21 protein-coding genes are annotated in these 25,209 nt (G+C 59.0%); 9 read left to right on the top strand and 12 right to left on the bottom strand.

Annotated features, from left to right (window positions below; all coding sequences use genetic code 11):
* Positions 1-66: 66 nt before the first annotated feature.
* From murA to FHX15_RS00295, 7 genes are all read right to left on the bottom strand, one after another.
* Positions 67-1,389 (bottom strand): UDP-N-acetylglucosamine 1-carboxyvinyltransferase, encoded by a 1,323-nt coding sequence (gene murA, locus FHX15_RS00325; protein WP_184392663.1) that lies wholly within the window; start codon positions 1,387-1,389, stop codon positions 67-69.
* Positions 1,390-1,624: 235 nt separating this feature from the next.
* Positions 1,625-2,551 carry a dihydrodipicolinate synthase family protein gene (locus tag FHX15_RS00320; protein ID WP_184393966.1) on the bottom strand — a complete coding sequence of 309 codons (927 nt, stop codon included), beginning with the start codon at positions 2,549-2,551 and terminating at the stop codon, positions 1,625-1,627.
* 378 nt (positions 2,552-2,929) lie between these two features.
* The gene (locus FHX15_RS00315; RefSeq protein WP_184392661.1) at positions 2,930-3,754 is read right to left on the bottom strand and encodes a glycoside hydrolase family 16 protein; all 825 of its coding nucleotides are present in this window, start codon (positions 3,752-3,754) and stop codon (positions 2,930-2,932) included.
* Between the two features lie 35 nt (positions 3,755-3,789).
* Positions 3,790-5,271: a lipopolysaccharide biosynthesis protein gene (locus FHX15_RS00310; RefSeq protein ID WP_184392659.1), complete on the bottom strand. Its 1,482-nt coding sequence runs from the start codon at positions 5,269-5,271 to the stop codon at positions 3,790-3,792.
* 74 nt (positions 5,272-5,345) lie between these two features.
* The gene (locus FHX15_RS00305; RefSeq protein ID WP_184392658.1) at positions 5,346-6,590 is read right to left on the bottom strand and encodes a glycosyltransferase family 4 protein; all 1,245 of its coding nucleotides are present in this window, start codon (positions 6,588-6,590) and stop codon (positions 5,346-5,348) included.
* A complete protein-coding gene (locus FHX15_RS00300) occupies positions 6,587-7,978 on the bottom strand; it encodes a glycosyltransferase family 4 protein (protein ID WP_184392657.1) in 1,392 nt (463 codons plus the stop codon). Before FHX15_RS00300 ends, FHX15_RS00305 begins: the two co-directional genes overlap by 4 nt.
* A gap of 121 nt (positions 7,979-8,099) precedes the next feature.
* Entirely contained in the window at positions 8,100-8,837 is a 738-nt protein-coding gene (locus FHX15_RS00295) for a Crp/Fnr family transcriptional regulator (RefSeq protein WP_409526989.1), read from the bottom strand.
* A gap of 464 nt (positions 8,838-9,301) precedes the next feature.
* On the opposite strand from FHX15_RS00295, the gene FHX15_RS00290 reads away from it, so the two are divergent.
* From FHX15_RS00290 to FHX15_RS00270, 5 genes are all read left to right on the top strand, one after another.
* Positions 9,302-10,015: a sugar transferase gene (locus FHX15_RS00290; protein ID WP_184392655.1), complete on the top strand. Its 714-nt coding sequence runs from the start codon at positions 9,302-9,304 to the stop codon at positions 10,013-10,015.
* An 86-nt stretch (positions 10,016-10,101) separates the two neighbouring features.
* Positions 10,102-11,853, top strand: coding sequence for a GumC family protein (locus tag FHX15_RS00285; RefSeq protein ID WP_184392654.1), 1,752 nt, complete (start codon positions 10,102-10,104; stop codon positions 11,851-11,853).
* Complete coding sequence (locus FHX15_RS00280; protein ID WP_184392653.1) at positions 11,850-12,800, top strand: glycosyltransferase family 2 protein; 951 nt, start codon at positions 11,850-11,852, stop codon at positions 12,798-12,800. Before FHX15_RS00285 ends, FHX15_RS00280 begins: the two co-directional genes overlap by 4 nt.
* Positions 12,801-12,808: 8 nt before the next feature.
* On the top strand, positions 12,809-14,185 hold the full coding sequence (locus FHX15_RS00275) for a polysaccharide biosynthesis/export family protein (protein WP_184392652.1): 1,377 nt from the start codon (positions 12,809-12,811) through the stop codon (positions 14,183-14,185).
* Positions 14,186-14,318: 133 nt separating this feature from the next.
* On the top strand, positions 14,319-15,770 hold the full coding sequence (locus FHX15_RS00270; protein WP_184392651.1) for a hypothetical protein: 1,452 nt from the start codon (positions 14,319-14,321) through the stop codon (positions 15,768-15,770).
* Positions 15,771-15,799: 29 nt separating this feature from the next.
* Here the strand turns inward: FHX15_RS00270 and FHX15_RS00265 are convergent, their stop codons facing one another.
* On the bottom strand, positions 15,800-16,096 hold the full coding sequence (locus tag FHX15_RS00265; protein ID WP_184392649.1) for a hypothetical protein: 297 nt from the start codon (positions 16,094-16,096) through the stop codon (positions 15,800-15,802).
* A 239-nt stretch (positions 16,097-16,335) separates the two neighbouring features.
* Between FHX15_RS00265 and FHX15_RS00260 the strand changes: the two genes are divergently transcribed.
* The 4 genes from FHX15_RS00260 to FHX15_RS00245 all read left to right on the top strand — a co-directional run bounded on the left by FHX15_RS00260 (position 16,336) and on the right by FHX15_RS00245 (position 22,178).
* Positions 16,336-17,247, top strand: coding sequence for a glycosyltransferase family 8 protein (locus tag FHX15_RS00260; RefSeq protein WP_184392647.1), 912 nt, complete (start codon positions 16,336-16,338; stop codon positions 17,245-17,247).
* A 70-nt stretch (positions 17,248-17,317) separates the two neighbouring features.
* Positions 17,318-18,421 (top strand): glycosyltransferase family 2 protein, encoded by a 1,104-nt coding sequence (locus FHX15_RS00255; RefSeq protein ID WP_184392645.1) that lies wholly within the window; start codon positions 17,318-17,320, stop codon positions 18,419-18,421.
* Positions 18,422-18,689: 268 nt separating this feature from the next.
* A complete protein-coding gene (locus FHX15_RS00250; protein WP_184392643.1) occupies positions 18,690-19,901 on the top strand; it encodes an alpha/beta hydrolase in 1,212 nt (403 codons plus the stop codon).
* Between the two features lie 339 nt (positions 19,902-20,240).
* The gene (locus FHX15_RS00245) at positions 20,241-22,178 is read left to right on the top strand and encodes a mechanosensitive ion channel family protein (protein ID WP_184392641.1); all 1,938 of its coding nucleotides are present in this window, start codon (positions 20,241-20,243) and stop codon (positions 22,176-22,178) included.
* Positions 22,179-22,189: 11 nt separating this feature from the next.
* On the opposite strand, the gene FHX15_RS00240 is transcribed toward FHX15_RS00245, so the two are convergent.
* The 4 genes from FHX15_RS00240 to FHX15_RS00225 form a co-directional block, all read right to left on the bottom strand.
* Positions 22,190-23,251: a nitronate monooxygenase family protein gene (locus FHX15_RS00240; RefSeq protein ID WP_184392639.1), complete on the bottom strand. Its 1,062-nt coding sequence runs from the start codon at positions 23,249-23,251 to the stop codon at positions 22,190-22,192.
* 68 nt (positions 23,252-23,319) lie between these two features.
* Entirely contained in the window at positions 23,320-23,565 is a 246-nt protein-coding gene (locus tag FHX15_RS00235; RefSeq protein WP_184392637.1) for a 4-oxalocrotonate tautomerase family protein, read from the bottom strand.
* A gap of 64 nt (positions 23,566-23,629) precedes the next feature.
* A complete protein-coding gene (locus FHX15_RS00230; protein ID WP_184392635.1) occupies positions 23,630-24,343 on the bottom strand; it encodes an SDR family NAD(P)-dependent oxidoreductase in 714 nt (237 codons plus the stop codon).
* A 50-nt stretch (positions 24,344-24,393) separates the two neighbouring features.
* The gene (locus tag FHX15_RS00225; protein WP_184392633.1) at positions 24,394-25,176 is read right to left on the bottom strand and encodes an MBL fold metallo-hydrolase; all 783 of its coding nucleotides are present in this window, start codon (positions 25,174-25,176) and stop codon (positions 24,394-24,396) included.
* Positions 25,177-25,209: the final 33 nt, after the last annotated feature.

The raw sequence follows: 25,209 nt of genomic DNA, 5'->3' as shown, positions 1-25,209 counted from the left end.
TTCCAATGATCGAAAATTTGCCTTGGCAGGCCGCAAGACAACAAAGTCTGAAGGTGACGAGACCGTTCACGCTTGGCGGGGCGGCACACGGGTAATGCGCGCACCGAGCGCATTCAGACGCTCTTCAATCCGCTCATAGCCTCGTTCGATCTGCTGGGCATTGTTGATGACGCTGGTGCCCTCCGCACACATGGCGGCGATTAGCATCGCCATGCCGGCACGAATATCCGGACTCTCCACCTGGGCCGCACGCAGCTTTGAGGGGCCGGCGACGATCGCACGATGCGGATCGCAAAGCACGATGCGCGCGCCCATAGCGATGAGCTTGTCGACGAAAAACATCCGGCTTTCGAACATCTTCTCGAACATCAGCACGACGCCATCGCATTGCGAGGCGGTGACGATGGCAATCGACATCGTATCTGCCGGAAATGCGGGCCAGGGCTGATCTTCGATCTTCGGAATGTGCCCGCCGAAGTCCGGCTGGATCTTCATCTCCTGTCCTGCGGGCACCAGAAGATCGTCGCCTTCTATACGGCAGCGGATGCCGAGGCGCTCGAATGTCATCAGCGTCGAACGCAAGTGCTCCACGCCCGCACGGCGGATCGTGATCTCGGAACCGGTAACGGCCGCAAGACCGATCAGTGAACCGACCTCGTTGTGGTCAGGTCCGACACGATGCGACGTGCCGGCTAGTGGCTGGCCGCCGTAGATTATCATCGTGTTGGTGCCGATACCTTCGATTTTCGCACCCAATGCTATCAGGAAACGCGCGAGATCCTGAACATGAGGCTCGGAAGCGCAGTTGCGCAGGATCGTCTTACCTTCCGCGGCGACAGCCGCACAAAGTGCATTCTCGGTCGCAGTGACCGAGGGTTCGTCGAGGAAAACGTCTGCACCGCGAAGCTGTTTGGCGCGAAAATTATAGGAACCGTTGACATTAATCTCGGCGCCAAGCTGCTCCAGAGCGAGGAAATGCGTATCGACGCGGCGGCGGCCGATGATATCGCCGCCCGGCGGTGGCAGCGTGATCTCGCCGCAACGTGCCAGCATTGGGCCAGCGAGCAGGATGGACGCGCGGATACGGGCGCAGAGGTCGGGATCGAGGTCAGCGGGTTTCAGATTGCTTGCTTCGATTTCGAGTTCGTTGCGGCCGAGCCAGCGCGCTTGGGCGCCAACGGATTGTATCAGTTCGACCAGTGCTTCGACATCGCGGATACGCGGCACATTGGTCAGATGCACGAGCTTGTCGGTCAGAAGCGAGGCAGCAATGATCGGCAGTGCGGCATTCTTGTTGCCGCTCGGCTGGATTTCGCCAGCAAGGCGATGGCCGCCTTCCACGATATATTGAATTCGCTCATGCGGCTGGGCTTGTGCCACTGCTCTCATCCTTGTTCGATTCGTCTTTTCACGAAGCATATCTGCAGTGTCATTGTGACATCGAAGTGATCACTCTTTGCGACTTGGGATGCCTTTTAATGCTGCTATGCGGGAACGCCAGGGACAAGATGGAAGGAAGAATCCAAAAGACTGCAGTCCTCCGGAGCCGCCGCCACGCGGGATAGAAGCCGAGCCGGCATTATGGACAGCAATGCTTCCGCCTTGCCGGGAGGAGCCATATCCGTCAGACAGGAGCGCGCGGATCGTGCCGCGCCAGGCGACGTAACAGATAATCAACCTCGGCGCGCGCCCTGGCGCTGAGCACGCTTCCCGGCTTGCGCTGCGCATCCGAGCTGATGACACCCCGGCGCATGAGAACATGCTTGCGGACGGCAAGACCGACGCCCAACTGTTGCTCATAACGGATCAGCGGCAGATGCGCGTCGAAAAGATCATGCGCCTCGTCGCGTTTGCCGGCAGCAAAGAGCCCAACCAATTCGACCAGCATATCGGAGAAACCGTACCCGGTCATGGCGCCGTCTGCACCGCGCTCCGGTTCGAAATCGAGGAACATACCGCCATTGCCACAAAGGATCGAGAAGGGGCGAAGATCGCCCACCTTCTGCATGGCGCGCAGCTTCGAGATCTTCTCCAGTCCCGGCCAGTCCTCGTGCTTGAGCATCACGCAGGAGGGGTGATCGGAAATAATCCTGGCAACCACGCTCGCCGACATCACGACCGTCAGCGTCAACGGATAATCCTGCAGCACCCAGGGAACATCAGCGCCGACGGCTTCGGCCGCCTGCGCAAAGTACTGGATGATTTGCTCGTCAGTGCGGAGCGCTGGTGTCGGCGCGATCATGACGCCAGCAGCCCCCATGTCCATCGCATCACGGGCAAGCGAGCGCATCGCCGCAAAACCAGGCGCCGAGACGCCGACGACAACAGGCACCCTTGAGCGACCGACGACCTGGCGGATGATCGCCCGCGATTCAACAGGCTCCAGCTTCGGCGCTTCGCCCATGATGCCGAGGATCGTCATTCCGGTAACGCCGCTATCCTGATAGAAATCGGTCAGCCGGTCGATCGATGGCGTGTCCAAGGCGCCATCGGGCAGGAACGGCGTGGTTGCTATTGCATAGACGCCCTTCGAGTCAGTTCCGAAGCTCATTGTGCATCCTTCCACGCTTGATAGCGTGCCTTCCTTCCACGCTTGATAGCGTGCCTTCGTTTCGGCACTCATGGGATAGAGACCGGGAAGCGGTACGCCTCGATCAATTTCGCTCATGATCCAGCCTTCCATGCGCTCCTGTTCTGGCGCTTCGGCAAGCACGGCATCAAGCAGTGCCACAGGGATCAGCACTGCACCATCCTTGTCGGCGACCACGACATCGCCAGGGAAAACCGCAACACTACCGCAGGCGATCGGCTGCAGCCAGCGCCGCGCGAGGTCGGTTTACTCTGGCCACGCAGTTCCCCGTCGCGCCGGCTGACCGGCATCGTGCTCGCTGCGCTCAAACGCGCACAGACCGGTATCCGGCCCTACCCATTATTCGCCGGAAGCCAGGCTCTTTCGCTGATAGACATGGATATAGTCGACCAGCAAATAGGACGGGTTCGGCGTTTCATCGATTGGCCAGCCAGATCCAAGAGCCAGATTGACCAGCGGGTAGAAGGGCATCTGGAATTCCGGAGGCGTGTCGAAACTCCAGAGCGGCTTGCGATCCAGATAGAAGGTCGATTTCCGCGGGCCGATATCCACACCAAACGTATGAAAGTCGCTGCTGAGCGAACCTCCGGGCACATTTGTGAGATGGCCGTCCGTCGTATGCTGGTTACTTGGGCGCCAGACATGATAGCCCATGCTGAACTCGCCGGGCGCGCGGCCGTAATATTCAATCACGTCGATTTCCGAGGTGAATTTGGACCGATCGAGGCCGATCAGCCAGAAGGCCGGCCAGACGCCCTTGCCCGGCGGCAGCTTCATGCGTGCTTCGAAATAGCCGAACTTCTGCGAGAAGCCTTCGCCCTTCGGATTGGTCGAGGCGAGTAGGCCGGAACGCCATTTGCCTTCCGCATCCTTCCGGGCCTCGATCCGCAAGATGCCATCACTGACTGTAAAAGGGAATCCGTCCATCGGGTCGGTAAACTGCGCATCGCCGAAATCGCCATTCCACGGCGTATGCGCGATCCAGCGAGATCCGTTTTCGCCCCAAGCCGAAACATCAAGCGTGTTGAAGTCTTCGGCAAAGGTCATCTGGAAATCGTCGAGATTGAGCGGCTCCTCAGCCTCGCTGGGCCGGGGGCCTGGCGGGCCGAAAAGGCCGATGACAAGCAGAAGCGCAAATCTTCCGGCAAATTTCGCGTGACGCATCCTTCTTCCTCCATAAGCAGCGTTTTCCAAGCCGATCATGAAATAACGACCCCGTTTCGCCAGGGCACGAATTTCCTGATGACGATGGCTTCCAGCCCGTCCGGCCGCCCGACTACCTGCCAGATGAGAAGCGAGGAAACCCAGAAGACCACAAGTGCAGTACCGCCGCAGAGCCCGACGCCGGCGAAAAGCTCGACACCGAGCGGCATGGCAATCAGAACGGGCTGAACCCAGAGCAGGAAGCCAATCATCGGCAGGCTGGCTGCAAGCGGCCGAACAAATGCATAGAGCTGCGCAGCGATCGAAGCGCCAATCAGCCGCTGCGTGATGAGGAGGCAGACGACATAGGCGACGACGGCGGCGATGACACGTGCTGCCAGCGCACCGTCAAGTCCGAACATCACCACGCCGAGCACGGTAACCGGCGCCCTCACGACAAATTCCGCGAACATCCTCAGAGCTACATAGCGTGTATTGTCGAGAACCATGACGAGCGGCGGCATGATGGTGGTCGGTAGACCGATCAGGCTGACGATACAGAACCATTGCATAATCGGCGCCGCAAAGGCCCATTTCTCGCCGACGACGATGCGCAGGATCGGCTCGGCAAGGAAGATGATGACGAGCAGGATCGGCGCGGCCACCACCATGATTGCATTGGTCGCCTTCAGATAGGCGGTGATCTGCTTGCCCCGGTCGCTGACATTTGAGAAGGCGGCCATCAAAGGGCGCATCAGTGGGCCGACGAATGTCTGATACGGAATACCGGCGAGATTATCCGCGACACTGAAGGCGCCATAGATGGAAAGACTTATAAAACGTGGCAGCAGCAGCCGGTCCATCTGCCAGTTAAGCGAATTGAGTACTTGCGAAACCGTATTCCAGCCGATCATGTCCTGGAAGTGCTTCCACTCCGAAAGGCTGAGTTTCGGATGTATCGGCGCGAAGATGTAGGAGACGATGGTCGCCGCCATCGGACCAGCGATAGCCCCTATCGCCAGCCCCCAATAGCTACCGGTCGCGAACGCTACGCCCACGCCGAAGATCAACGTCGACCCCTTGGTGATGAGATCCAACACAAATTCGCGCCGGAAATCGAACCGCTGCATGAAAATGATCATGCGCGGGCTGATCACGCTCCGCATCGCGGGCGCGATCGAAATTACCGCGACCAGCGGAAAAAGCCGCGGATCGTTGTAGATGAGAGCCATAGGCCAGGCGATGATCATCATCAGCAGGCTGATCGCTGTCCCTCTGATGAGACTTAATGTGAAGGCTGTGGCAAACATCTGCTCGGATGGCGAAGCAACACGCACCAGCGCCTGGGTGAGCGGCAGATCGAGGATCGCCTCTACGATGACGAGAACCGACGTGGCAATGGCGACGACCCCGAAATCGGCCGGGCTCAGAAGCCTCGCGAGGATGAGCAGGCTCACGAAATCGAGCAATCGTGCCAGAAATTTTCCGCTGATTGTCCAGATACTTGCCGTCGCCGTTCTATGCGATACACTTGACACGATCTATTCCTTGGCCGCGTGCAACGAACCTCGTCTGGTCCGGGTTTTGCCGGCCTCTCGGCCGGTTGTGCGTGTCAGCTTGCTTTCTTTCGGATAGGGCCTGCAACCTGAAATCCGTGCTCGGCGAGCTGTTCATCGATGAGAGAGCCGAGGCGGTCGCGGAAAACCGCTGCGGAGAATCTTAGGGCGTGGTTGCGGATCGCGGTCGGATCGAGCGTATCCTCGACCGCTTCGAAGGCCGCCATCGTTTCAATCAGTGCTTCCGCGGTTTGCTCCGCAAAACGGAAGCCGACATGCGGCGCGCAGACGGTCTCGCGTGCGCCACCCGCATCGAAGGCCAGAACCGGCCGGCCGGACGCCATCGCCTCTACCGGCAGAATGCCGAAATCTTCGATGCCCGGAAACAGCAGCGCGCGGCAGCGCGACAGGTGATCACGAAGAACGGGGAATGGCTGATGACCGAGAAACTGCACCGTCGGTCCGGCGATTGATCTCAAATAGGCTTCCTGCTCGCCCTCGCCGATCACGATCAGATTGCGGCCCATTTCGGTGCAGGCCTTAACGGCGATGTCCGGCCGCTTGTAGGCAGTGAGCTGGCCCGCATACAGATAGAACTCGCCCTTGCCCTGCCCGATAGCGAAATCGTCGGTCGCAACCGGCGGATAGATGACGACGGCATCGCGGTCATAGAAGCGGCGGATACGACCCGCGACATAGCTGGAATTCGCCACGAAAGTGTCGACACGCGAAGCGGTCGTCACATCCCAGGCACGCAGCATCGGAGCGGTCAGCGACATCAGCGCTTTGCCGATCCGCGAAACGCCGCGCCGATACACATGGAATTGATCCCAGATGTAGCGCATGGGCGAATGGCAGTAGCAGATATGAAGTGCATCCGCCCGCGTGATGATGCCCTTGGCCGGACCGGATTCACTCGAAATGACAAGGTCATAATCCTGCAGGTCGAAATGCTCCAGCGCAAAGGGCATCAGTGGCAGCATCTTCGTATAATAACGCTTCGAACGCGGAATCTTCTGCAGAAAAGACGTATGGATATTGCGGCTATTCAGAAAATCACTGATGCGATCGGGATCGTAGACCAGCGTGAAAATGTCTGCCTGTGGGAACATGCGGCAGAGTTCCTCCACCACCTTTTCGCCGCCACGCATCGATACCAGCCAATAATGGACGATAGCGACGCGCGGCTGCTTCGTATCGGCCCTGCTGCCGGCGCCGATGGCGCGGTTTTTCGTCACGACGGGCGCGTCACTCCGGAATGCCACTGCTTCGGGGAGAGAGCTTGCTGCTTTGACAGTCACTTGAACGCTCCTTGTACGATCGCCCCACCCCTCGGCTCGGGCACCACATGTGTCGAAGTCAGATTGCGGTATTGCGCGAGAAGGGCATCGCGCCATTCTTCGTGTGTCGTCGCCAGAGTGGGCGACAGCCGAAAGGCACGCTCGCTCATCAGGCGTACATCCTCTTTCGGCATGTTGCGGAAAGCCGTCAGCGTTGCGGCGAAGGCTTCCCCGTCCATCGTGTTGCAGGAGATCGCCATTCCGGCCCTCTCCATCTCCTCGGCAAGGAAGGCGCCCTTGGTCATGATGACGGGAAGGCCGCTGCGTGCCGCCTCGATCGCCACGAGGCCGAACGGCTCCGGATAGCGCGACGGCATGACGAGAGCGCTTGCGCTGCGGATGATCCGCCCGATCTCCGCATGTGACTGCCAGCCCATGGCCCGGACATGACCGCCAGCCGCCACGACCTTCGGCATCAGCGGCCCATCGCCGATCACGCAAAGGTTTGCTCCGGCCCTGTGTGCGGCGGCCAGCGCATCCTCGATGCCTTTTTCCTCATCCAGCCGGCCGATGAAGACGAACTCGTCATTTTCCTCGGCTGCGACACGCTCGGCCGTCAGCGGCGCGATCGGATTGCGGATGGTGATGAGCCGTCCCGGCTGGTAGCCGGAGCCCACGAGGAAATCAGCCATCTTCTCGTGCAGCAGAACGATCGTGCCGTAGGCGGGACGGTTTCTGAGCGCACGAAAGAGATTGGCACCACGGGCCGTCCGCCATAGTTTCTGCGCATAGCTGCGCTTGTCGCAGGAAGTGGCAATACAGCTCGCCCCGAGCGGATGTCGTTGGCAGATCTCTTGCGCCTGATAATCAAAAAACGCCCCATTGGGGCACCCGATGAAAAAGTCATGTGCATGGACGACGCACCGATCGGCAACAGGCGCAAGCGCGTCAAAGACGGCAGGCGACAGGATCTGATGCCAGCCGTGGACATGATAGATCGTCTGAGGCGTATCGTTGGCGCGCATCCAGGAAGAAATCATGCTGCCGGCTGCAGGATTGTGGATCCCGGTCGCGAAGGCCTTGGCCCGGCTGGAATTCAGGAGATCACGACTGTTCAGCTTAACGATTGAAACACCGAGAGACGCAAGCTCCTCGTTCGTTCCATCGTCGCCACAGATATAAGTCACGGCAATGCCGAGTCCGATAAAGAGCTTCGCCGACAGGATCGCAAGCGCGGTCGCCCCACCCCTCGCCGTGGAATAGTCGTCAATAACGACCACGCGGTCGAGAACCGGGCGTACGGCGATACCGTCCCTCCATAGTTTTGCATAGCGTCCCGAAGCCGGCCATCTTAGGGCCGAAACGGCAGATCCGGTCTCATCAGGACGCAGTTGGCCGATGTCGTTCATAGAAGCTCTCCGACGACAGACACAATGGATGCTTTTTGACGGTTAGGCCCCAACACCGTCTATGACAGGTAGAGTGATCACGACCAGGCTGCAGATGGCGGCTGGATCGTGACGAAGCGCATTATCTTGCGGACGCTGCACCGTCGGCATAGGCTTCCAACGCCTTGCGGTTGAGAATACGGATCCTACCTTGAGCTCCGTCGATCACCTTGCATTCGCGCAGGCGACGCAAGCACTGGTTGACCTTCTCACGAGAAGCCGGAAGCGTCGCCGCCAAATCGTTCTGGGAGATGATCAGCACGTCCCGGTTGTCCGACGTGTCCTTTCCGTAGACCGAAGATAGCCGCAGAAGCATTGCCGCCAAGCGCGATTGCAGGTTCGATCCGGCGTTCGAAATGATGCGGCGTTCCAACTCGGATACGCGCGCTAGCGTTCTCGAAAAGACCTTCTCCTGAAACTGCGGATCGGTCGCGTATCTTTCCCGCAGCAGACGGCCTTCGAAGAAGTATAGCTCGCAGTCCGAACTAGCTCTATACTCCAAATTCAGCATCTGCTTACGTAATACTTCGAGTTCGCCGATCAAACCGCCCCTCGGAATGATCTCGACAATGAACTCCCTGCCGTCCGGCAACATCGTGCTGGCGCTAACCAGCCCGCGCTGCACGCGAGCGAACATGTCCACAAAGACTCCAGCGCCTGCAATAAGCTCGCCGCGACGGAAGTTGCGTACAGTCGCGCGGCAGAACGGAAAGTCGTCGTCACTTGAGACACGGTTGTTCAAAGAAGTATCCGAAACAACGCTAATAGCCGCTTTACCCATTGCGACCCTATAGTCTCTCGTTTGTGTAGCTCCGTCCATGCGCATAACTCCCCAACAAAACAGATTGGTCGTAGCTGATGCTGCACTGCATCATTTATATTGTCCCAACTTGAGAGTCAAATAACAATCGAAGATGACAAGAGCATCTCAAATAATAGTGACGACACCACCAGTTATGTAGATTATATTTTTTCTAGCATTCCTCGAATTCGGGGGAGTTCTACGGAAAACTGCCCATTTTTGGGGCTATTAGGATCAAAATTGTTCAAATAATATCTGCAGCGTACGGCTTCATCTATCCAATCCGTACGTGGAACACGCCATGTAAGTTAAATATGCGAATAAATTAGGGTGCAGAACCCCCCAGCTGCCGAATTCGTATAAAACTCCGTAGCATTGCAGTATTAGCATAAAGAATTTGCTAATCATTATGACCGCGGTCACAGACAAGCACATTGCGCTGCACCAAACTTCACGAGGTTCTAAACTTTTGGAGTCGGTCGATGACTTGGGAAGCACAGAGTATTGAAGTTCGTGAATCCTGGCCGAACGTTGACCAGTCCGGGCCGAATAACAATCCTCGCAGAATATCGCAGCCTCATGTGCTCGGCAGGGCATCCAAGCGAGCGGTTGATATCGTACTGGCGACCTCTGCTCTGGTTTTGCTGTCGCCTCTAATGCTGATCGCAGCACTCATCGTAAAGTTGAGCGACCGCGGGCCGGTCTTCTATTCGCATACACGCATTGGTTATGGAGGTGCCGCTTTCGGCTGCCTCAAGTTCCGCACTATGAAGACCGATGCCGCCGACAGGCTCGCCGAACTGCTGCGCACCAATGCGTCAGCGCGAGCCGAGTGGGAAACGACACGGAAGCTCAAGAACGATCCGCGTATCACCACCGTCGGCGAAATCCTGAGGAAGTCCAGCATCGATGAGTTGCCGCAGCTCATCAATATCCTACGCGGCGAAATGAGCATTGTAGGCCCGCGTCCGGTGACGGCGGAGGAACTCGCTCGCTATGGCGAGCATGTCGCGAGCTATATGGCCGCGAGGCCCGGTCTGACAGGACAATGGCAGACCAGCGGCCGCAACGACGTGAGCTATGAACATCGCGTCGCGCTCGACGTCCAATATGTCCGTCATTGGTCGCTCACGCGCGATTTCATCATCATCGCGAAGACCGTTCCCGCCCTGTTCTCGCAGCGCGGCTGCTACTAGTCCAGGAGCCGTATGGCCCGACAGGGCCGCGCGCAGCTGCTGGGTGCCAATGAAGAAGATACTCTTGCCCTTTGGATCAGGACACTATGAACTCAAATCACGTCTTCAGTAGCGTCGCCCCGATATCCTTGCCGGCTACCGACAGCGGTAGTTCATCGTTGACACTGCGGGATATGTCCTTTTTCGTCAGGATGCGTTGGCCGTGGATTGTATTTACCACTCTGGTCTTCCTGGCTTTCGCTGCCGCCTATCTCTTCATTGCCAAGCCGACCTATGTGGCCAGTACGCAGCTGATGGTCTTCCCGCAGGTAAACGGTTCGGACGCCCAAAGAGCGTTCGCCGAAGACGCCTTCATCGATGCACAGCTTGAAATAGCAAAGTCGAGCGATGTTCTTGGCGGCGCCGTCGGCGCGCTGAACCTCGCCAGCGATCCGGGCTTCGCCGATCAGGCCCTTTCCCTGCAGGACAAGGTCAAAGACTGGTTGACGGGCAACCGCACTGGCACGGTGCAGTCGGAGACGGGATCAGGCGATGCGACCTCGGATAATACCCAGACCGCTGCAGCAATCCAGGAAACAGCGCGAACCGACCGGGCGATCGCCCGGCTGCGCAATATCGTCGCAATGCGTCGCATTGGTCAGTCGACGATCCTCGAAATATCCGCATCCGCCTCCAACCCGCAGAGAGCGGTCGAGATCGCCGATGCGGTTGCCCAGCAGTACATCCGTAAGAATGTCCAGATGAAGGCTGCGGCGGCCCAGCAGTACAGCCAATGGCTGGAACAGTTCGTCAACGAGCAGCAGCGCGGACTCGCCGACGCCGCAAACGCACTTGCCACCTTCAAGGCAAATCCGCGCGACCAGTTCAAACTCGCTGAACTTCAGAGTGCGACGGACGCCCGCCGCACCCTCTTCGAAAACACCCTTACGCAATACACTGAGGCCAAGCAGCGAATTTCCTATCCTGTCTCCGATGCCACCATCGTCTCGCAGGCCACCTCGCCGCTTGCCAAAGCGCAGCCCAACAATTCGCTGATTCTCGCCTTCGCGCTGGTCGTCGGCGCCGGCTCCGGCCTTGGCCTTGCCATGATCCGCCACGTCAGCGACAGGCGCATCATGCGCACGCAACAGTTGTCACAGGCCGCGGGCCTGTCTTTCGTCACGCCTCTGGGACGCGCAAAGAGGACTGGCCGTGCAGCGGCGCTACCTGCTGCCGACGAGGGCGGCAGTGTCGCCTATCCGCTGATCCCCGGAATGGCCGAACTTGGCGCGACTGTCACCGGCTTCCGCCGTAGACGCCGCGTCGTGATCGGCATCGTCGCCGTCAACCCGGGGAACGGGGCATCCACTATTGCCTGTGAACTGGCGGTGCTCTCGGCGATATCAGGCTCGCGAACCCTGCTGATCGATGCCGCAGCAACAAAGTCTTCCCTGAGCAAGTCCATTGCGCCGAACAGTTCAGCCGGCCTCATCGATGTGCTCGACAATATCGAAGCGATCCGCACCGCCACCTTGTCGCTGACGCCAACGCTGAAGTTCCTGCCGCTTGGGAAGGTCCGCGCCGTCACGCCCGCCGTCCGCCTGAGCTCACGCCGCACCCAACTCAATTTCGCCGACCTGAAGAAGGAATTCGACGCCATATTCGTCGATATCTCCGCCTTTACCTCATCCCCAGACGCCAATGCGATTGCGCCGGAACTGGACGGCGTTCTCGTCGTAACCTCCTACGGCCGCACTTCGATTGACGAGACCGTTCGCGTCGTCGACAGCATGCGCAACGTCGGTGCAGAAATCCTCGGTGCAATCGTCAACAACACGCCATCGAGTGTGCGGACATGACGACCCCGGCCCCCAATTCATCGAAACTGAAGATCGCCGTCGGCATTGCCTCGGCAGGCCGACCGGCGACGCTTCTGGAGACGGTAACCTATATCGAGAACCTTCAGCCCCATCCGGAGCGCATCATCGTCTGCGTCCCCGGGATGGATGACGCTTTGGGACTTGCTAACCGCGAGAGCGTGGAATTGATGGTCGGCCCCCGCGGCCTGACCTGCCAGCGCAACCGGATCATCGAGGCCGCAAGCGAAGACATGGATGTGCTGATCTTCCTCGACGACGACTTCATTCCCGCGCCTGGCTTCATTCCGCGCATGGCAGCCGTTTTCGCCGAATATCCGGATGTGGTCATCGCGACTGGCGACGTTCTTGCCGACGGCATTCTCGGCAAGGGGCTGACCCAGTCCGAAGCCATACATGTGATCGAGACCGCGGACGAAAGAGGCGAGCAGGTGACTGAAGTCTACAACGCCTATGGATGCAACATGGCGGTTCGACTGGCGCCAATCGTCGGCCACGGACTCGCCTTCGACGAGGAACTGCCGCTCTATGGCTGGCTGGAAGACATCGATTTCAGCCGGTCCATCGCCCGCTACGGACGGTCGGTGCGTATTTCGGGCGCCTGCGGCGTGCATCTCGGCGTGAAGTCCGGGCGCCAGCCCGGCAAAAGGCTCGGCTATTCGCAGGTCGCAAATCCGGTGCATCTGATGCGCAAGGGCACCATGTCTTGGCCCCGTGCAATGGCGCAGATCGGCCGCAATATCCTGGCGAACACGCGCGGCGCCCTGCTCAATGATAGCGCAGTCGACCGTCGTGGCCGGCTGAACGGCAATTTTCTGGCTTTGTCCGATCTTCTGATGGGACGTGCGTCTCCCATGCGCATCCTTGAACTCAGCCAATCCTCAAATCGCGAGATGTCTTCGCCATCCATCGCGGCAAAACGGAGGTAACAGACGTTATGCGGCCCATCTCTTTGCTTGACCGTCTTCCGTTCATTGGCCTTGTTGGCCTCTTTACCTGCGCGATGGGATGGAGCGCTGCTCATGCCGACAGCTATACGCTTGTCCCGGAGGATAAGATAAAGCTGCGGATTGTGGAGTGGCGTTCTATCGATTCCAAATACGCGAGCTGGGAAGCGCTCGATGGAACCTACACCGTCGATGATGCAGGCAATCTTTCGATACCTATCGCCGGCCAGGTCAGCGCTGCCGGTCAAACGACCGAACAGCTGTCGGATGCCATTTCGGACGCGCTGGCCGAAAAAGCCGACCTTCCCGGAAGGCCTTTCATCGCCGTCGAAATTGACCAGCACGCACCGATCTTCGTCAACGGCAGCATCGAACGGCCTGGACGCTATCCATTCGAGGCCAATATGACCGTCATTAAAGCCGTCAGCATCGCAGGCGGCTACATGCGGGCACGTGACGACAGCACCTACTACGATCGGGACCGCATTCAGGCGGCTGGCGATTATCGTACAGCCGTCCTCAATCGCCGCGATCTCTTGATGCGTGCTGCACGCCTGCGCGCCGAGATCGCCGGCCAATCCGATTTCGACATTCCCTCGGAGATCGCCGCCGTGCCCGATATCGGCAAGCTCAAGGCAGAGGAACTGAACCTGATGCGCCTGCGAGCTGTCGAGACCAACAGCAAGGTCGAAGCGGCTGACGATCTGAGCCGTCTTTACACCCAGGAAATCCAGTCTCTCGAAGCCAAGGTCGTCTCCCAGAAGCGGCAGATCGATCTTGCACAGCAGGAGCTGAACAACGTCAACAGCCTCGTCAGCAAGGGTTTGACCAGCAATACCCGCCAATTTTCCGTCGATCGGAGCTTAGCAGAGACCCAGAGCGAATTGCTGGATCTGGAGATCGCGCTCACGAAATCCCGTCAGGGCCTGAATGAGAGCCAGCGCGAAAAGGCTGACGTCATCAACAAGCGCAATGCCGAAAATCAGCAGGAACTGAATACGATCACCCTCGCGATCAACAAGGCAGGGATCGACATGCAGGTGGCGCAGCTCCTCGGCGATCAGGCCGGCTACAGCGCCGAACTCGCCCGCATGGGCGCGGAATCGACACTCCTTGGCACGACAAAAAAGAACTTCAAGATCGTTCGCCGCAATAAGGACGGCAGCTACAGCAATATAGTAGCAGATGAAAACACGGCTCTACTGCCGCACGACATCATTGAAATCGGCGTCCAGGCCGCTGTCGACACCTCGTCAGCCGCATCGCCGACACCCCAGTCCCAGCAGCCGGCTGCCGCCCTTGTTCCCAATATCGCCCGGAGCGACGCGCCTGCTCCGAACTGGATATCGCAGACCGGATCGAACTAGGAGACCGCGGTAGGAACATGCCTGTTAGCGTAAGAATTGAGTTCATGCCTGCATTGAGCGTTTCGTTGCGCCGCACGCCGGGTCTGTGCGGTATGACGGCAACGAATCTTCGGTCTGGGTCGGAGATCCCGGCATGAGTATCGAACCGATCGGCTTCATCGTTCTTCTGCTCGGCCTGGCGCTCGTTTATTATGGATCCCGCTTCGCGATTACGGCACTGTGCATTTCTACGGTGCTCGGCGCAGCTGCGGCCTTCCAGCTGCCGGCACTGGGTGGCAGCAGTATTCAGCCAAGCCACCTGCTGCTCCTCTTCGTCACGATTGGTGTATTACTGAGACCGCGCCAGAAGCAGGCGGCCCTGATGAGCCTGGCCTATCCCGGCCCCGGCTTCTGGTTCGCTGCCTATGTTCTGTTTTCTGCCGTATCAGCCTTCTTCCTGCCGCGTATTTTCGCCGGGGCGACGCTGGTTTATTCTTCCGCCCGCAGCAGTTCAGGTCTGATGTCGATCATGGCGTCGCCGCTTGCGCCAGGCTCTTCCAATCTGACACAATCCGTCTACCTGCTCGGCGATCTCGTCTGCTTCGCCATCGTCTGCGGTCTTGCGCGGCTCGGATACGGTCGTTTCATCGCTCGCCAGCTTATCGTGACGGCGCTCGTCTGCCTGGGTTTTGCCCTCCTTGATATCGCAACATTCACGATTGGACAGCCTGACCTCCTCGATTTCATCCGCAACGCCAACTACACGATGCACACAGCCGAGGTGATCGGCGGCTTCAAACGCATCGTCGGCTCCTTTCCGGAAGCGAGCGCTTATGGCGCAGCTGCACTGGTATTCTTCAGCTTTGCGCTCATTCTATGGCTTGAGCGCTTTCCAATCCGGTTCACCGGTCTCGTGACGATATCGATCGGCCTAACCCTGATCCTCTGCACCTCGACGACGGCCTATGTCGCCGGTCTCTTCATGATTGGCGTCGCAGTCTTGTTCAGCCTCAAGCGGCTGCTGAGCGGACAGGCGACACGCCCTTATGCCATCTTCCTTTTGATAACCCTGCTTATGGTGCCCTGCGTGATCATGGCCGTAGCCCTGATCCCGAGTGCATGGAATGCTCTCGGAGATCTGGCAAACGTTACCCTGGCCAATAAAATGGAGTCGCAATCCGGCGAGGAACGCGCTGCCTGGAACACGCTGGCGCTGATCTCCTTCGTGGAAACGGCGACGTTTGGAGCAGGCCTCGGCACTGTACGCACATCAAGCTTCGCTGCGGCACTTCTGTCGAATGTCGGCTTGACCGGCACGGCGCTCTTCCTGCTCTTCCTCTACAGCCTGCTGATGGCCGCTGGCCGCAGCAAGCTGGTGAGCCGCGAAAACCGGGCAATCGGAATGGCGGCCGTCTTCGCTTCCGTCGCGCAGATTGCTTCGGCAACGATCTCCGGAAGTAGTACAGACCTCGGCCTGCTGTTCAGCATCACGGCCGGCCTCGCAAGTGGCTGCCTGACCGTCCCTTACGCATCGTCGCAGCGGACGAGCCGCCTGCAGAGGACGCCGACGTCTCTGATGAGTACGCCGGTGTTTGCATCACGATGATGTACGGGGCGGAAAAGATGTCGGTGACGTCAGCTTTGCCGCTGCTTGCTCGGTACAGGCGCTGGATCGGCGATCGCACTTTCCTTGGCAGGCTTGCGACTGCGGCGCCAGAGACCGGCCACAAAGACACTTGTCACATAGCAGACCTGCATCAGCACGAGGATGCCCAACCCGTAAAGTGCCGCGTCAAGCAGCGAGACGCTCTGATGGGCCGCGATGCCAAAGCCAAGGGCTACGACGATCGCGAAAATCGCGAAGGCCCAGGCGCGAATGGCCATTCCAGCTGCGAGCGAAACCAGTATCACAACGATCGTGCCGTTCAGCATTGTGATGCCTTATCCCTTTCTATCGTCCCGCATGCGCCCCATGCCGATCTTCACATTACAGGGGTCGATCCACAACACCCAGCTTTTCGTAGTGGAGCGATAGGAGCGGTTAATTTTCTCACAATCCGCCATAACCGAGACGCCAGTAAGGCGGGCAGATCAACGCTCCGGCAGCGCGAAACCTGTAACGGGCCTAGCCAAGACGCTTCCCGACCAAGAACTACGAGAAGGACTGTACCATGAGTAATCAGTGCGTGGCTTACGTTACGGATGTCGAATATTCCTTTCCGACCATTCTTTCTGCGCTTCAGGCTCGGAAATTTGCAAGTTCGGAAACCGATGTCTGCGTTCTCATGTCGGAACAACTCGACAATTTCGAGGAGCTGAAAAGCCTGCTGGCGCTGAGCGGCGTCAAACTGATGGATGCAACGGAAGCGCTGCACGAATCTCTCGGCAAGCTCGACGGTTCACATTTCATGGGCCGCATTAGCGTCAGCACCATGGCCAAGCTCGTGCTGGCCCAGATCCTGCCCGACAATTATACGCAGATCATCTATCTGGACGGCGACACGCAGATCGTCAGCAGCCTTGCCGATCTCGAAAATGCCTTCGTTCCCCCCGGAAAGTTCTTCGCAGCGCGCGATTACACGTCCATCCATGGCCTGCTGCAGAACGGCAAGGACAGCAGTTATTTCAATGCCGGCGTCCTGAAATTCCACCGCGAAGGCTGGATCGGGCCGGAAGCGCTGCAGCTCTTTGCTACGAACCCCGAAGCCTGCGACGGCAAGCATGATCAGGGTGCACTGAACTATGTCTGCGGCTCCTCGCTCATCCTCGTCTCGAACCGCTGGAACTTCCCGAAGCAGTTCCTGCACCTGGTGGACATGGCCTCGCTCGCCATCGTTCATTACATGGCGCACCCCAAGCCCTGGCACGGCACGTTCTTTCCCTGGAGCGCCACTGAAAGCCAGGTCTATATCGATCTGCGCAAAACGCACCCTGCCTATAACGCGCTTTACCGAGGCATCAGCTTCGACCGCAAGGTTGTCTACAAATACCGTTCGATCCGCGAACGCATGCAACATGCGCTGCAGAACAGGACACCCAATCCGCATGTTCGCACCTTGCTCGTCGGCGACTATGTCTGCTGACGCGACATTGGTCCTATTTTTTGCGGGCGAAGCCGGCGTTTGACACCGGAACGAGTGTTCAGGAGCAGAAATGAGCGCGTTGACCAGCAGCATCTCGCACTATGCCAAGGCGCGGCTGCGCCGATCATTGAAGGCAAGACAGGTAGGCTATGCCGGCCTACGCGACAGCCTGAAGCAGGCACGCCATGTCCTCATTTGCGTGATCCGCGACGAAGGACACCGGATGGAGTTCTTCCTGCAATATTATCGCGATCTCGGCGTCGAGCACTTCATCTGCATCGACAATGGTTCCAACGATGGCACGGCCGAGCTCTTGTCCGCCATGGAAGACGTTTCGCTGCTCTCGGCCACCGGCTCCTATAAGGCTGCACGCTTCGGTAATGACTGGATCAACGCGGTCATGAACCGCCATTGCCAGGAAAAATGGGTTCTCTATGTCGATGCGGATGAGTTTTTCGTCTATCCGCATTGCGATACGCGCTCGATCAGCCAATTGACGGCCTACATGGAATCCGTCGGGGCTCATTCGCTACGCTCGGTGATGATCGACATGTACAGCCGCAATCCCGTCAGCGAAAATATCTGCGAGCCCGGCCGCAATCCACTCGATGTCTGCAGCCTCTTTGACAGGTCAGGCTATGAATCGCATTTCGACAGGAGCAGCCGTACCATCTGGATCAAGGGCGGCGTGCGGGCCCGTGTCTACTTCCGCGGCCGCACCTGGGATGGTCCGGCACTCAACAAGATCCCGCTGATCTACGTATCCGGCGAACGTCTCTATCTCAAATCCTCGCACCAGGTCTGGCCGCTCTCCCTCAATCTCGGCGAAATGCGCGGTACCGTCGGCATCACCGGCGCTCTTCTGCACTTCAAATTCCTGTCGAGTTTCCTGCACAAAGTCGCCGACACCGCGAACCGCGCGGAGCACACTGCCGAGTACACGATGTATTCCTCCCCCGAAGATGCCCGCAACTTCGTCTACGCGGGCACCGGCAGCTACAGCCATTGGAAGGACTTTTCGGACAGCGGCCTCCTGCAGGGTGAAGGCTGGCAGCATTGGCGCAGCCTTTCCGACGCTGAGATCAGGCAAAAAATTCTCCCGGCAGGCGAACTGATCCCGCCGGCGGTTTCCCTGCCCTCCGTGATTCCAGATAACGTTATTTCGTCCCGCTGAGAATATTGGCCTTCCGCCGAAGCTGCTCATTCTGCCGTTCGCTGCGCCAATCAAAGCCGAGGAGGCATCCGATGCCGCCGTTCGAGCCGGACGGCATCACGTCTGGATCTCGACCGATTTTGGGCCTCGGTGTTGCGGTTACCGAAAAGGCGATCAACCAACTAAAGCCTGCCGCAGGCGCCTGTATTAACACCCGCGTTTACGGTAACTTACTTCCGCACGCGCGTGTACGCCCTATGGTGCGTTCCGATGAAACCAGGAAACAATTATGCTGAAACGCATTCTCCTCGCCGGGCTTACCGTGCTTGCAGGCTGCGGCCATCCGACGGGGGTGATGACTCCTGTCGCACTCACGGCCAAAACTCCGAAGACCTCGCAGGTCGAGATGCTGGTGGCCACCACGCGCCAGCAGTCCGGCGATCCTGCAACGCTTTTCAATGGCGAGCGCAGTCCCAAGCCCTACCTGACGGACATTGCCATTTCCATTCCGCCGAAGCGTGCAGCGGGTACGGTTCAATGGCCTGAGCGGTTGCCGCCCAACCCCGCGACCGATTTCGCCGTGACGCGGGTCGAACAACTCGAAACGCGAACCGAGGGACGTGCCTGGTTCAAACAGCATCTCGTAGACGGCCACGCTCTCGTCTTCGTGCATGGCTTCAACAACACGTATGAGGATTCCGTTTTCCGGCTGGCCCAGATCGTTCACGACAGCGGCATGAAGGCCACACCGGTCCTTTTTACCTGGCCATCGCGGGCCCGGCTGACAGCCTATGAATACGACAAGGAAAGCACGAACTATTCGCGCACTGCACTTGAGCAGGCCTTGCGCATCCTCGCACAGGATCCAAGCGTCAAGGATATCACCATCCTTGCCCATTCCATGGGAACCTGGCTCGCCATGGAATCCCTGCGTCAGATGGGTATCCGCGACGGGCACGTGAACCCCAAGATCCGAGATGTCATACTTGCCTCACCCGATATCGACATCCAGGTCTTCGCCAAGCAATTCGTAGAGATGGGCACGCCCCATCCAAAATTCACGATCTTTGTTTCGCAGGATGATCGGGCCCTGGCGGTATCGAGCCTCATCACCGGCAAAGTATCCCGGCTGGGAGCAATCGATCCATCCAAGGAGCCTTACCGCAGCAGGCTGGAAGAGGCGGGCATTACTGCAATCGATCTAACCAAGGTCGACACCGGCGACAAGCTGAACCACGGCAAGTTTGCCGAAAGCCCCGAGATCGTCCAGCTGATCGGCCAGCGACTGATGACCGGCCAGCCGCTGACGGATTCCAATATAACCCTGGGCGAAGGTGTTGCTGCCGTCGTCGGTGGAACGGTGCAAACAGTGGGCAAGGTCGCTGGTACGGCGGTCGCAGCCCCGCTGGCGATCGCCGAACATCCGCCGGTCGCTGCAAAGCCGGTGAAGGTTGAAGATACGCTGCACTCCGACCCGCAATCCGAGCCACTGACACAGTAAGGGCTTGATTTACACGGCTGTTACATCTTGTAACACGGGCATTTGCGGTAACGTACTTCCGCCAATGACCTGAAGGTAGAAATCTCTCCCTCGTCGAATAGTCACGATCCAGTTCGGGTGGGGTCTGCCCTGCACGACACGATAACGGATGCCGCTAATCCTGCCGCACCCAGTCCCATTCAACTCATGAGATCCATGTGCATATGCGGCCCGCGACGGTTCTCAATCTCGGCAAGCACCTCAGTCAGTAGCCGGTGATCACGCCGGAGTTTACGGTAACATACTCCCCAAGACGCATCGGCTGTGCTCATCCTTCCTCCGTGAAAGGAGACATGGCGAATGATCAGGCTAGCGGCATTTCTTCTGGCTTTGCTCGTCGTGACCTCGGCGGCGGCGCAAACCGCACCATCGCCGCCACAGCAGAAGATCGACCAGTTGATAGGCCTGCTGCAGGACCCCGAGATCCAGACCTGGCTGGAAAGCCGGAAGAAGGAGCAGGATGCAACTGCCGCGGCTGCCCAGTCATCAGATTTTGCGACCTGGGAATCGCGCGCGCGCTCGCGCATCGACAGTATTCTCACTGCAGTTCCGCGCATCCCCTCCGAAATATCCGAAGCCGCCGCTCGTGCTCGGCGGGACGCCGTATCGCATGGCTACGCGCCCATCTTCCTGATTTTTGCCGGCTTGGTCGCAGTAGGCGCGGCCGCCGAATGGCTCTTCAGGCGCGCCCGGTCTCCGTCGATCGGTGCAGCTGCCCGCCTTCTTCCCGTCGCGGTCTTCACCATGGTTATCGCGATTATCTTCTTCGCCGTTGAATGGCCACCACTTGCCCGGATTGTGCTGCTCGCCTATCTGGTCGCCTTCATTGCTTATCGGGTTGCCGCGGTGTTGATTGGCCTTGCGGAAAGCAATCGTCGCGCATTCGCGGTGCGCGCCCGGATCTTTCTTGGCATCGCCTTGTTTGCTGGAGCAACCGCGGCGCTTGGAGCCCCGCTAGGCGTCGATCCCGCCGTTTCCGAAGCCATCTCCTACTGCTTCTCGGTTCTTTTGCTGGCATTTGCGATCGAAGCGGTCTGGTCGGCATTGACCTATCCGATCGCCGTCAAGGCAGGCCTCACCGTCTTTCTCGGTCTCCTGTGGCTTCTCTGGTGCCTGGGTCTGAAGGGTGCTTTTTGGATCGGTATTTTCTCACTCGTGCTGCCTGGACTCTTGCGTGCCGTCGGCAGGGCTGCAGCAACGCTCACATCGGCGCCACCTGAAAGTCCCAAAAGCATTTTGCTTGTACGCGGCAGCCGTGCAATCGTGATCGCGCTCGCGGTTGGCTGGCTGGCTCTGGTCTTGCGCTTTAACCCAAGTTCTCTTGCAAATCAGAACACGACAATATCGGCCATCCTCAACGGGCTGCTGAAGGGCGTCATCGTGCTCCTGATTGCCGATCTCCTCTGGCAGCTAGCCAGGGGCTGGATCGACCGCACTATCAGAACCTCTGGGGATGCAACCGGCCTCGCCCCTGCCGAAGCGGCCAAACGTGCGAGATTCCGGACATTGCTGCCGATCTTCAGAAATGCGCTTGCCGTGATGGTCGCCGTCATGGCCGCCCTCATCGTTCTCTCCCAACTCGGTGTGGAGATCGGCCCGCTGATTGCGGGCGCCGGCATTTTCGGCGTCGCCATCGGCTTCGGCTCGCAAACACTCGTCAAGGACATCATCAGCGGCGTTTTCTACATGTTCGATGATGCATTCCGCGTCGGCGAATATATTCAGGCGAAGAACTACAAGGGAACGGTGGAAGGCTTCAGCCTGCGCTCGGTGCGCCTGCGCCACCATCGCGGTCCTGTCTTCACTGTGCCCTTCGGGGAACTCGGCGCAGTGGAAAACATGAGCCGCGATTGGGTGATCGACAAGTTCCGCATCTCTGTCGCCTATAACACCGACATCGACAAGGCGCGCAAAATCACCAAGGCTATCGGCGCGGAACTAAGAGAAGACGCCGAGGTCGGCCCGCTTTTCATCGAACCGCTCAAGATGAAAGGTGTCGAGGAATTCGGCGATTACGGCATCGTCTTGAGCTTCGCCATGACGACGGTGCCCGGCATGCAAACCTATATCCGCCGCAAGGCTTACGCCAAAATCCGTGAAGCATTCCAAAACAACGGCATTGAATTCGCTCAGCCGATGGTGCAGGTCGGCGGCGACGACAAGAACGGCGGCGCTGCAGCCGCCGCGACCACGCTGCGGACGGCCCAGCAAGCGAAGGCAGCCGGCGCGGAGGGCTGAAGTCGTAGCGTCTATTGCTGATCGGCTTCGACGAGATACCGGGTCAGTTCGGCGCTCGACATTTCGCGAGCAAGGCCTGCGGCCTGCCCGGCCCACATATTACTGAAATCCGGCCGGCCCTCCTTCTCGGTCAGCGCCCGCAGTGGCGCAAGCGCACCACCGGCGGTCGGGAATGCCGGTGCGGCCTTCGACAGCGGGCCAATCTCCCGCATAATACGGTTGACGATGCCGCGTGCTGGGCGACCGGTGAAGATGTTGGTCAAGGCGGTATTGTGGTCCCGCGCTGACTTCAGCGCCTCGCGATGAAAGGTCGTGATCTTTGCCTCCGGCGTGAACAGATAGGCCGTACCCACCTGAACTGCGGATGCCCCGAGCGCGAAAGCGGCGCGAACACCTCGCCGGTCGCTGATGCCGCCAGCCGCGATGACCGGCAAGGAAATGGCATCGACGACCTGCGGCACCAGCGCCATCGTACCGACCTGTGTCATCATGTCGTCATCGAGGAAATTGCCCCTGTGGCCGCCGGCTTCCAGACCCATGGCGACGACCGCATCCACACGGCGTTCCGCCAGCCAGCGCGCCTCAGCTACGGTCGTTGCCGAAGCAATAACCTTCGCGCCGGTGCGCCGCACGCGCTCCAGCAGATCCGGCTCCGGCAAGCCGAAATGGAAGCTGACGACTTCGGGACGGTAGTTTTCGACGAGCGCACAATAATCATCGTCGAAGGGTGCTCGTCCCGCCGCCGGAACCGGCGCTAAGGGATCAAGCCCCAGTTCGACATAATAAGGCGCAAGGGTTGTGCGCCAGACCATCTGGGCGACAGAATCGGCGGCCGGATTGGTATGGGCGAAGAAATTCACGTTGATCGGCTTCGATGACGCCGAGCGTATCTGGTCGAGCGCGGCCTTCGTCTGTTCGATCGTCAGAAGTGCCGCGGGAAGCGACCCGAGGCCGCCGGCTTCACTCGTCGCGATCACCATCTCCGGCGTCGTCGCACCAGCCATCGGCGCCTGAATGATTGGAAGCTCGATCCCGAAGAGATCGACGATCAGATTGTCCTGCCAGTTGCTCATGGTTTGAAGACTCCCAAGCATTTCGCTCGCTCATGAAGCGCGTGGCGGCCGCAAGGACCGCCACGCGATTATTTCTGCTTTGCTGCCTTCTCCGCAAGCTGCTTGCGATATTCGGGAACGGGCAGTCCACCGACACCCCAATTTTCCATCTCGATCTCATCGATGACGACGAAGGTACTGTCGTGCGGTTTGCCCATAATGTCGAAGAGTAAGTCACTGACGCCTTTGATCAGTGCAGCCTTCTGCTCCGGCGTGGTGCTGCTGGCACCAGGAGCCGTGCCTTCGCGCGTTACTTTGATATTCACATAAGGCATTGTCGTTCTCCTTGAAGGATGGGCGCTACTCAGCGCGCGCCGATCGTTCCCTACTGTCAATAGATTACCAGCGGCCGGCGTGCTGACCGCCATCGACATTCAGCGTTTCGCCGGTTACGAAGCCTGCCCGTTCCAGGTAGAGCACGGCATCGACCACCTCATTCACCTCACCCAGACGGCCGACCGGATGCAGGGCACTTAGAAAAGCATGCGTTTCCGGTGCGTGCATAGGGGTCCTGATGATGCCGGGCGCCACTGCATTCACGCGAATGCCGCTCTTGGCATATTCGATGGCAAGTCCGCGGGTGACGGCGTCGAGACCGCCTTTGGTCAGGGTGGCAAGGCCGGTCGGAACGTCGGCGATGGGCTGGTCCACAAGTGCGGTCGTGATCTGAACGATGTGACCATGGCCCTTCTTCAGCATCTCGGCAATCGCAAGCTGCGTGATGTGGAAGAAGCCGGCAACGTTGACGTCGATGACGTTGTTGAAGTCTTCCACCGTGTAATCGGTAAACGGCTTTCCTATGAAGATACCGGCATTATTGATCAGCGTGTCGATCCGGCCGAAACGTTCGATGGCCGTCTTGGCCACCTTCTCGGCTACGCTGCGGTCACCGATGCTGCCCGGCACCGCAATCACGCCCGTATCGGAGGACGGCTGGATGCTGCGGGAATTGGCGACGACGACATAGCCTTCCTTGCGATAGGCTTCGACGATGCCGGCGCCAATACCCTGCGAGGCACCGGTGACGATTGCGACTTTTTGCTCATTGCTCATTGTATGTCTCCTTGAGAGATAGCGCTTTGCGCCCACATTTGAGGGTATGCTCAGTCCGTCAGGTCGACGGTGACGGGTTTGCCTTTTTCGAAGAGCTTCAAGCGATCTTCGAGGTTGAAGACGGAGAAGGTGTGCGCGAGCTGATCCTGACTTTCGCGGAAGTGCACCCAGCCCTCGTTGTGCGCTGCTAGGAGCAGCGCGTTCGGGAAGGCGTGTGCCGCCTCCAATGCGTCCTCGCTGCCCATCGTGACATGGAAGCGACCGCGGGGCTCGGCTGCACCGGTAAACAACAGCACCACTTTGGGAGAAAAGAGCCGCGCGACCTCAGCCGTACCCTCGTACCAGACCGTGTCACCGGTCACGTAAAGAAGGTCACCCGGCTTTTCTCGGCCAAGCGCAAAGCCCACGACATCGCCTGAAATCGGCTCGATGCCGACAGGCCCATGACGGGCTGGCGTTGCCGTGATCAGCAACCTTTCGCCATCAGCGCCTTCTACCGTGACCGTTTCGAACGGAGCAAGGCCAAGCGCATTGCCGCCGAGCCGCTCCGCGCCGGCTTGGGTCGTGTAAGTGGTGCCAACGGTCGGCAGCATCGCCCGGCCAGCACTGTCGAGATTGTCGAGGTGTTGATCGTGGCTGAGCAGAACGGCATCCAGCCGGCCAATCTTTTCAACCGATAAAGCCGGTCCGGAGGTCTTTTCGAAACGAACGGGCTCTTCTCTGTAGAGGCCCGGCGGATCGAAAGTCGGATCGGTAAGAAGCCGGAGCGTGCCATATTCGATCAGCACGGTCGGTCCGCCGATCAGCGTAAGTTTGAGACTGGAAGAACTCATGTTGGCAACCTTTCTATTTCGAGGTCGCCATCT

Origin of the sequence: Rhizobium sp. BK650 (genome assembly GCF_014195325.1) — a bacterium.
In the GTDB taxonomy this organism is placed as follows: Bacteria; Pseudomonadota; Alphaproteobacteria; order Rhizobiales; family Rhizobiaceae; genus Rhizobium.
This window is presented reverse-complemented; position numbering and strand designations above follow the sequence as displayed.

Excerpts from the sequence above, each read along its gene's own strand:
- FHX15_RS00270 (WP_184392651.1), top strand. The coding sequence starts at position 14,319 with ATGAGTATCGAACCGATCGGCTTCATCGTTCTTCTGCTCGGCCTGGCG.
- FHX15_RS00315 (WP_184392661.1), bottom strand. The coding sequence starts at position 3,754 with ATGCGTCACGCGAAATTTGCCGGAAGATTTGCGCTTCTGCTTGTCATC.
- FHX15_RS00290 (WP_184392655.1), top strand. The coding sequence starts at position 9,302 with ATGACTTGGGAAGCACAGAGTATTGAAGTTCGTGAATCCTGGCCGAAC.
- FHX15_RS00280 (WP_184392653.1), top strand. The coding sequence starts at position 11,850 with ATGACGACCCCGGCCCCCAATTCATCGAAACTGAAGATCGCCGTCGGC.
- FHX15_RS00260 (WP_184392647.1), top strand. The coding sequence starts at position 16,336 with ATGAGTAATCAGTGCGTGGCTTACGTTACGGATGTCGAATATTCCTTT.
- FHX15_RS00250 (WP_184392643.1), top strand. The coding sequence starts at position 18,690 with ATGCTGAAACGCATTCTCCTCGCCGGGCTTACCGTGCTTGCAGGCTGC.
- FHX15_RS00255 (WP_184392645.1), top strand. The coding sequence starts at position 17,318 with ATGAGCGCGTTGACCAGCAGCATCTCGCACTATGCCAAGGCGCGGCTG.
- FHX15_RS00265 (WP_184392649.1), bottom strand. The coding sequence starts at position 16,096 with ATGCTGAACGGCACGATCGTTGTGATACTGGTTTCGCTCGCAGCTGGA.
- FHX15_RS00275 (WP_184392652.1), top strand. The coding sequence starts at position 12,809 with ATGCGGCCCATCTCTTTGCTTGACCGTCTTCCGTTCATTGGCCTTGTT.
- FHX15_RS00225 (WP_184392633.1), bottom strand. The coding sequence starts at position 25,176 with ATGAGTTCTTCCAGTCTCAAACTTACGCTGATCGGCGGACCGACCGTG.
- FHX15_RS00230 (WP_184392635.1), bottom strand. The coding sequence starts at position 24,343 with ATGAGCAATGAGCAAAAAGTCGCAATCGTCACCGGTGCCTCGCAGGGT.
- FHX15_RS00240 (WP_184392639.1), bottom strand. The coding sequence starts at position 23,251 with ATGAGCAACTGGCAGGACAATCTGATCGTCGATCTCTTCGGGATCGAG.
- FHX15_RS00320 (WP_184393966.1), bottom strand. The coding sequence starts at position 2,551 with ATGAGCTTCGGAACTGACTCGAAGGGCGTCTATGCAATAGCAACCACG.
- FHX15_RS00300 (WP_184392657.1), bottom strand. The coding sequence starts at position 7,978 with ATGAACGACATCGGCCAACTGCGTCCTGATGAGACCGGATCTGCCGTT.
- murA (WP_184392663.1), bottom strand. The coding sequence starts at position 1,389 with ATGAGAGCAGTGGCACAAGCCCAGCCGCATGAGCGAATTCAATATATC.
- FHX15_RS00235 (WP_184392637.1), bottom strand. The coding sequence starts at position 23,565 with ATGCCTTATGTGAATATCAAAGTAACGCGCGAAGGCACGGCTCCTGGT.
- FHX15_RS00285 (WP_184392654.1), top strand. The coding sequence starts at position 10,102 with ATGAACTCAAATCACGTCTTCAGTAGCGTCGCCCCGATATCCTTGCCG.
- FHX15_RS00245 (WP_184392641.1), top strand. The coding sequence starts at position 20,241 with ATGATCAGGCTAGCGGCATTTCTTCTGGCTTTGCTCGTCGTGACCTCG.
- FHX15_RS00295 (WP_409526989.1), bottom strand. The coding sequence starts at position 8,837 with ATGGACGGAGCTACACAAACGAGAGACTATAGGGTCGCAATGGGTAAA.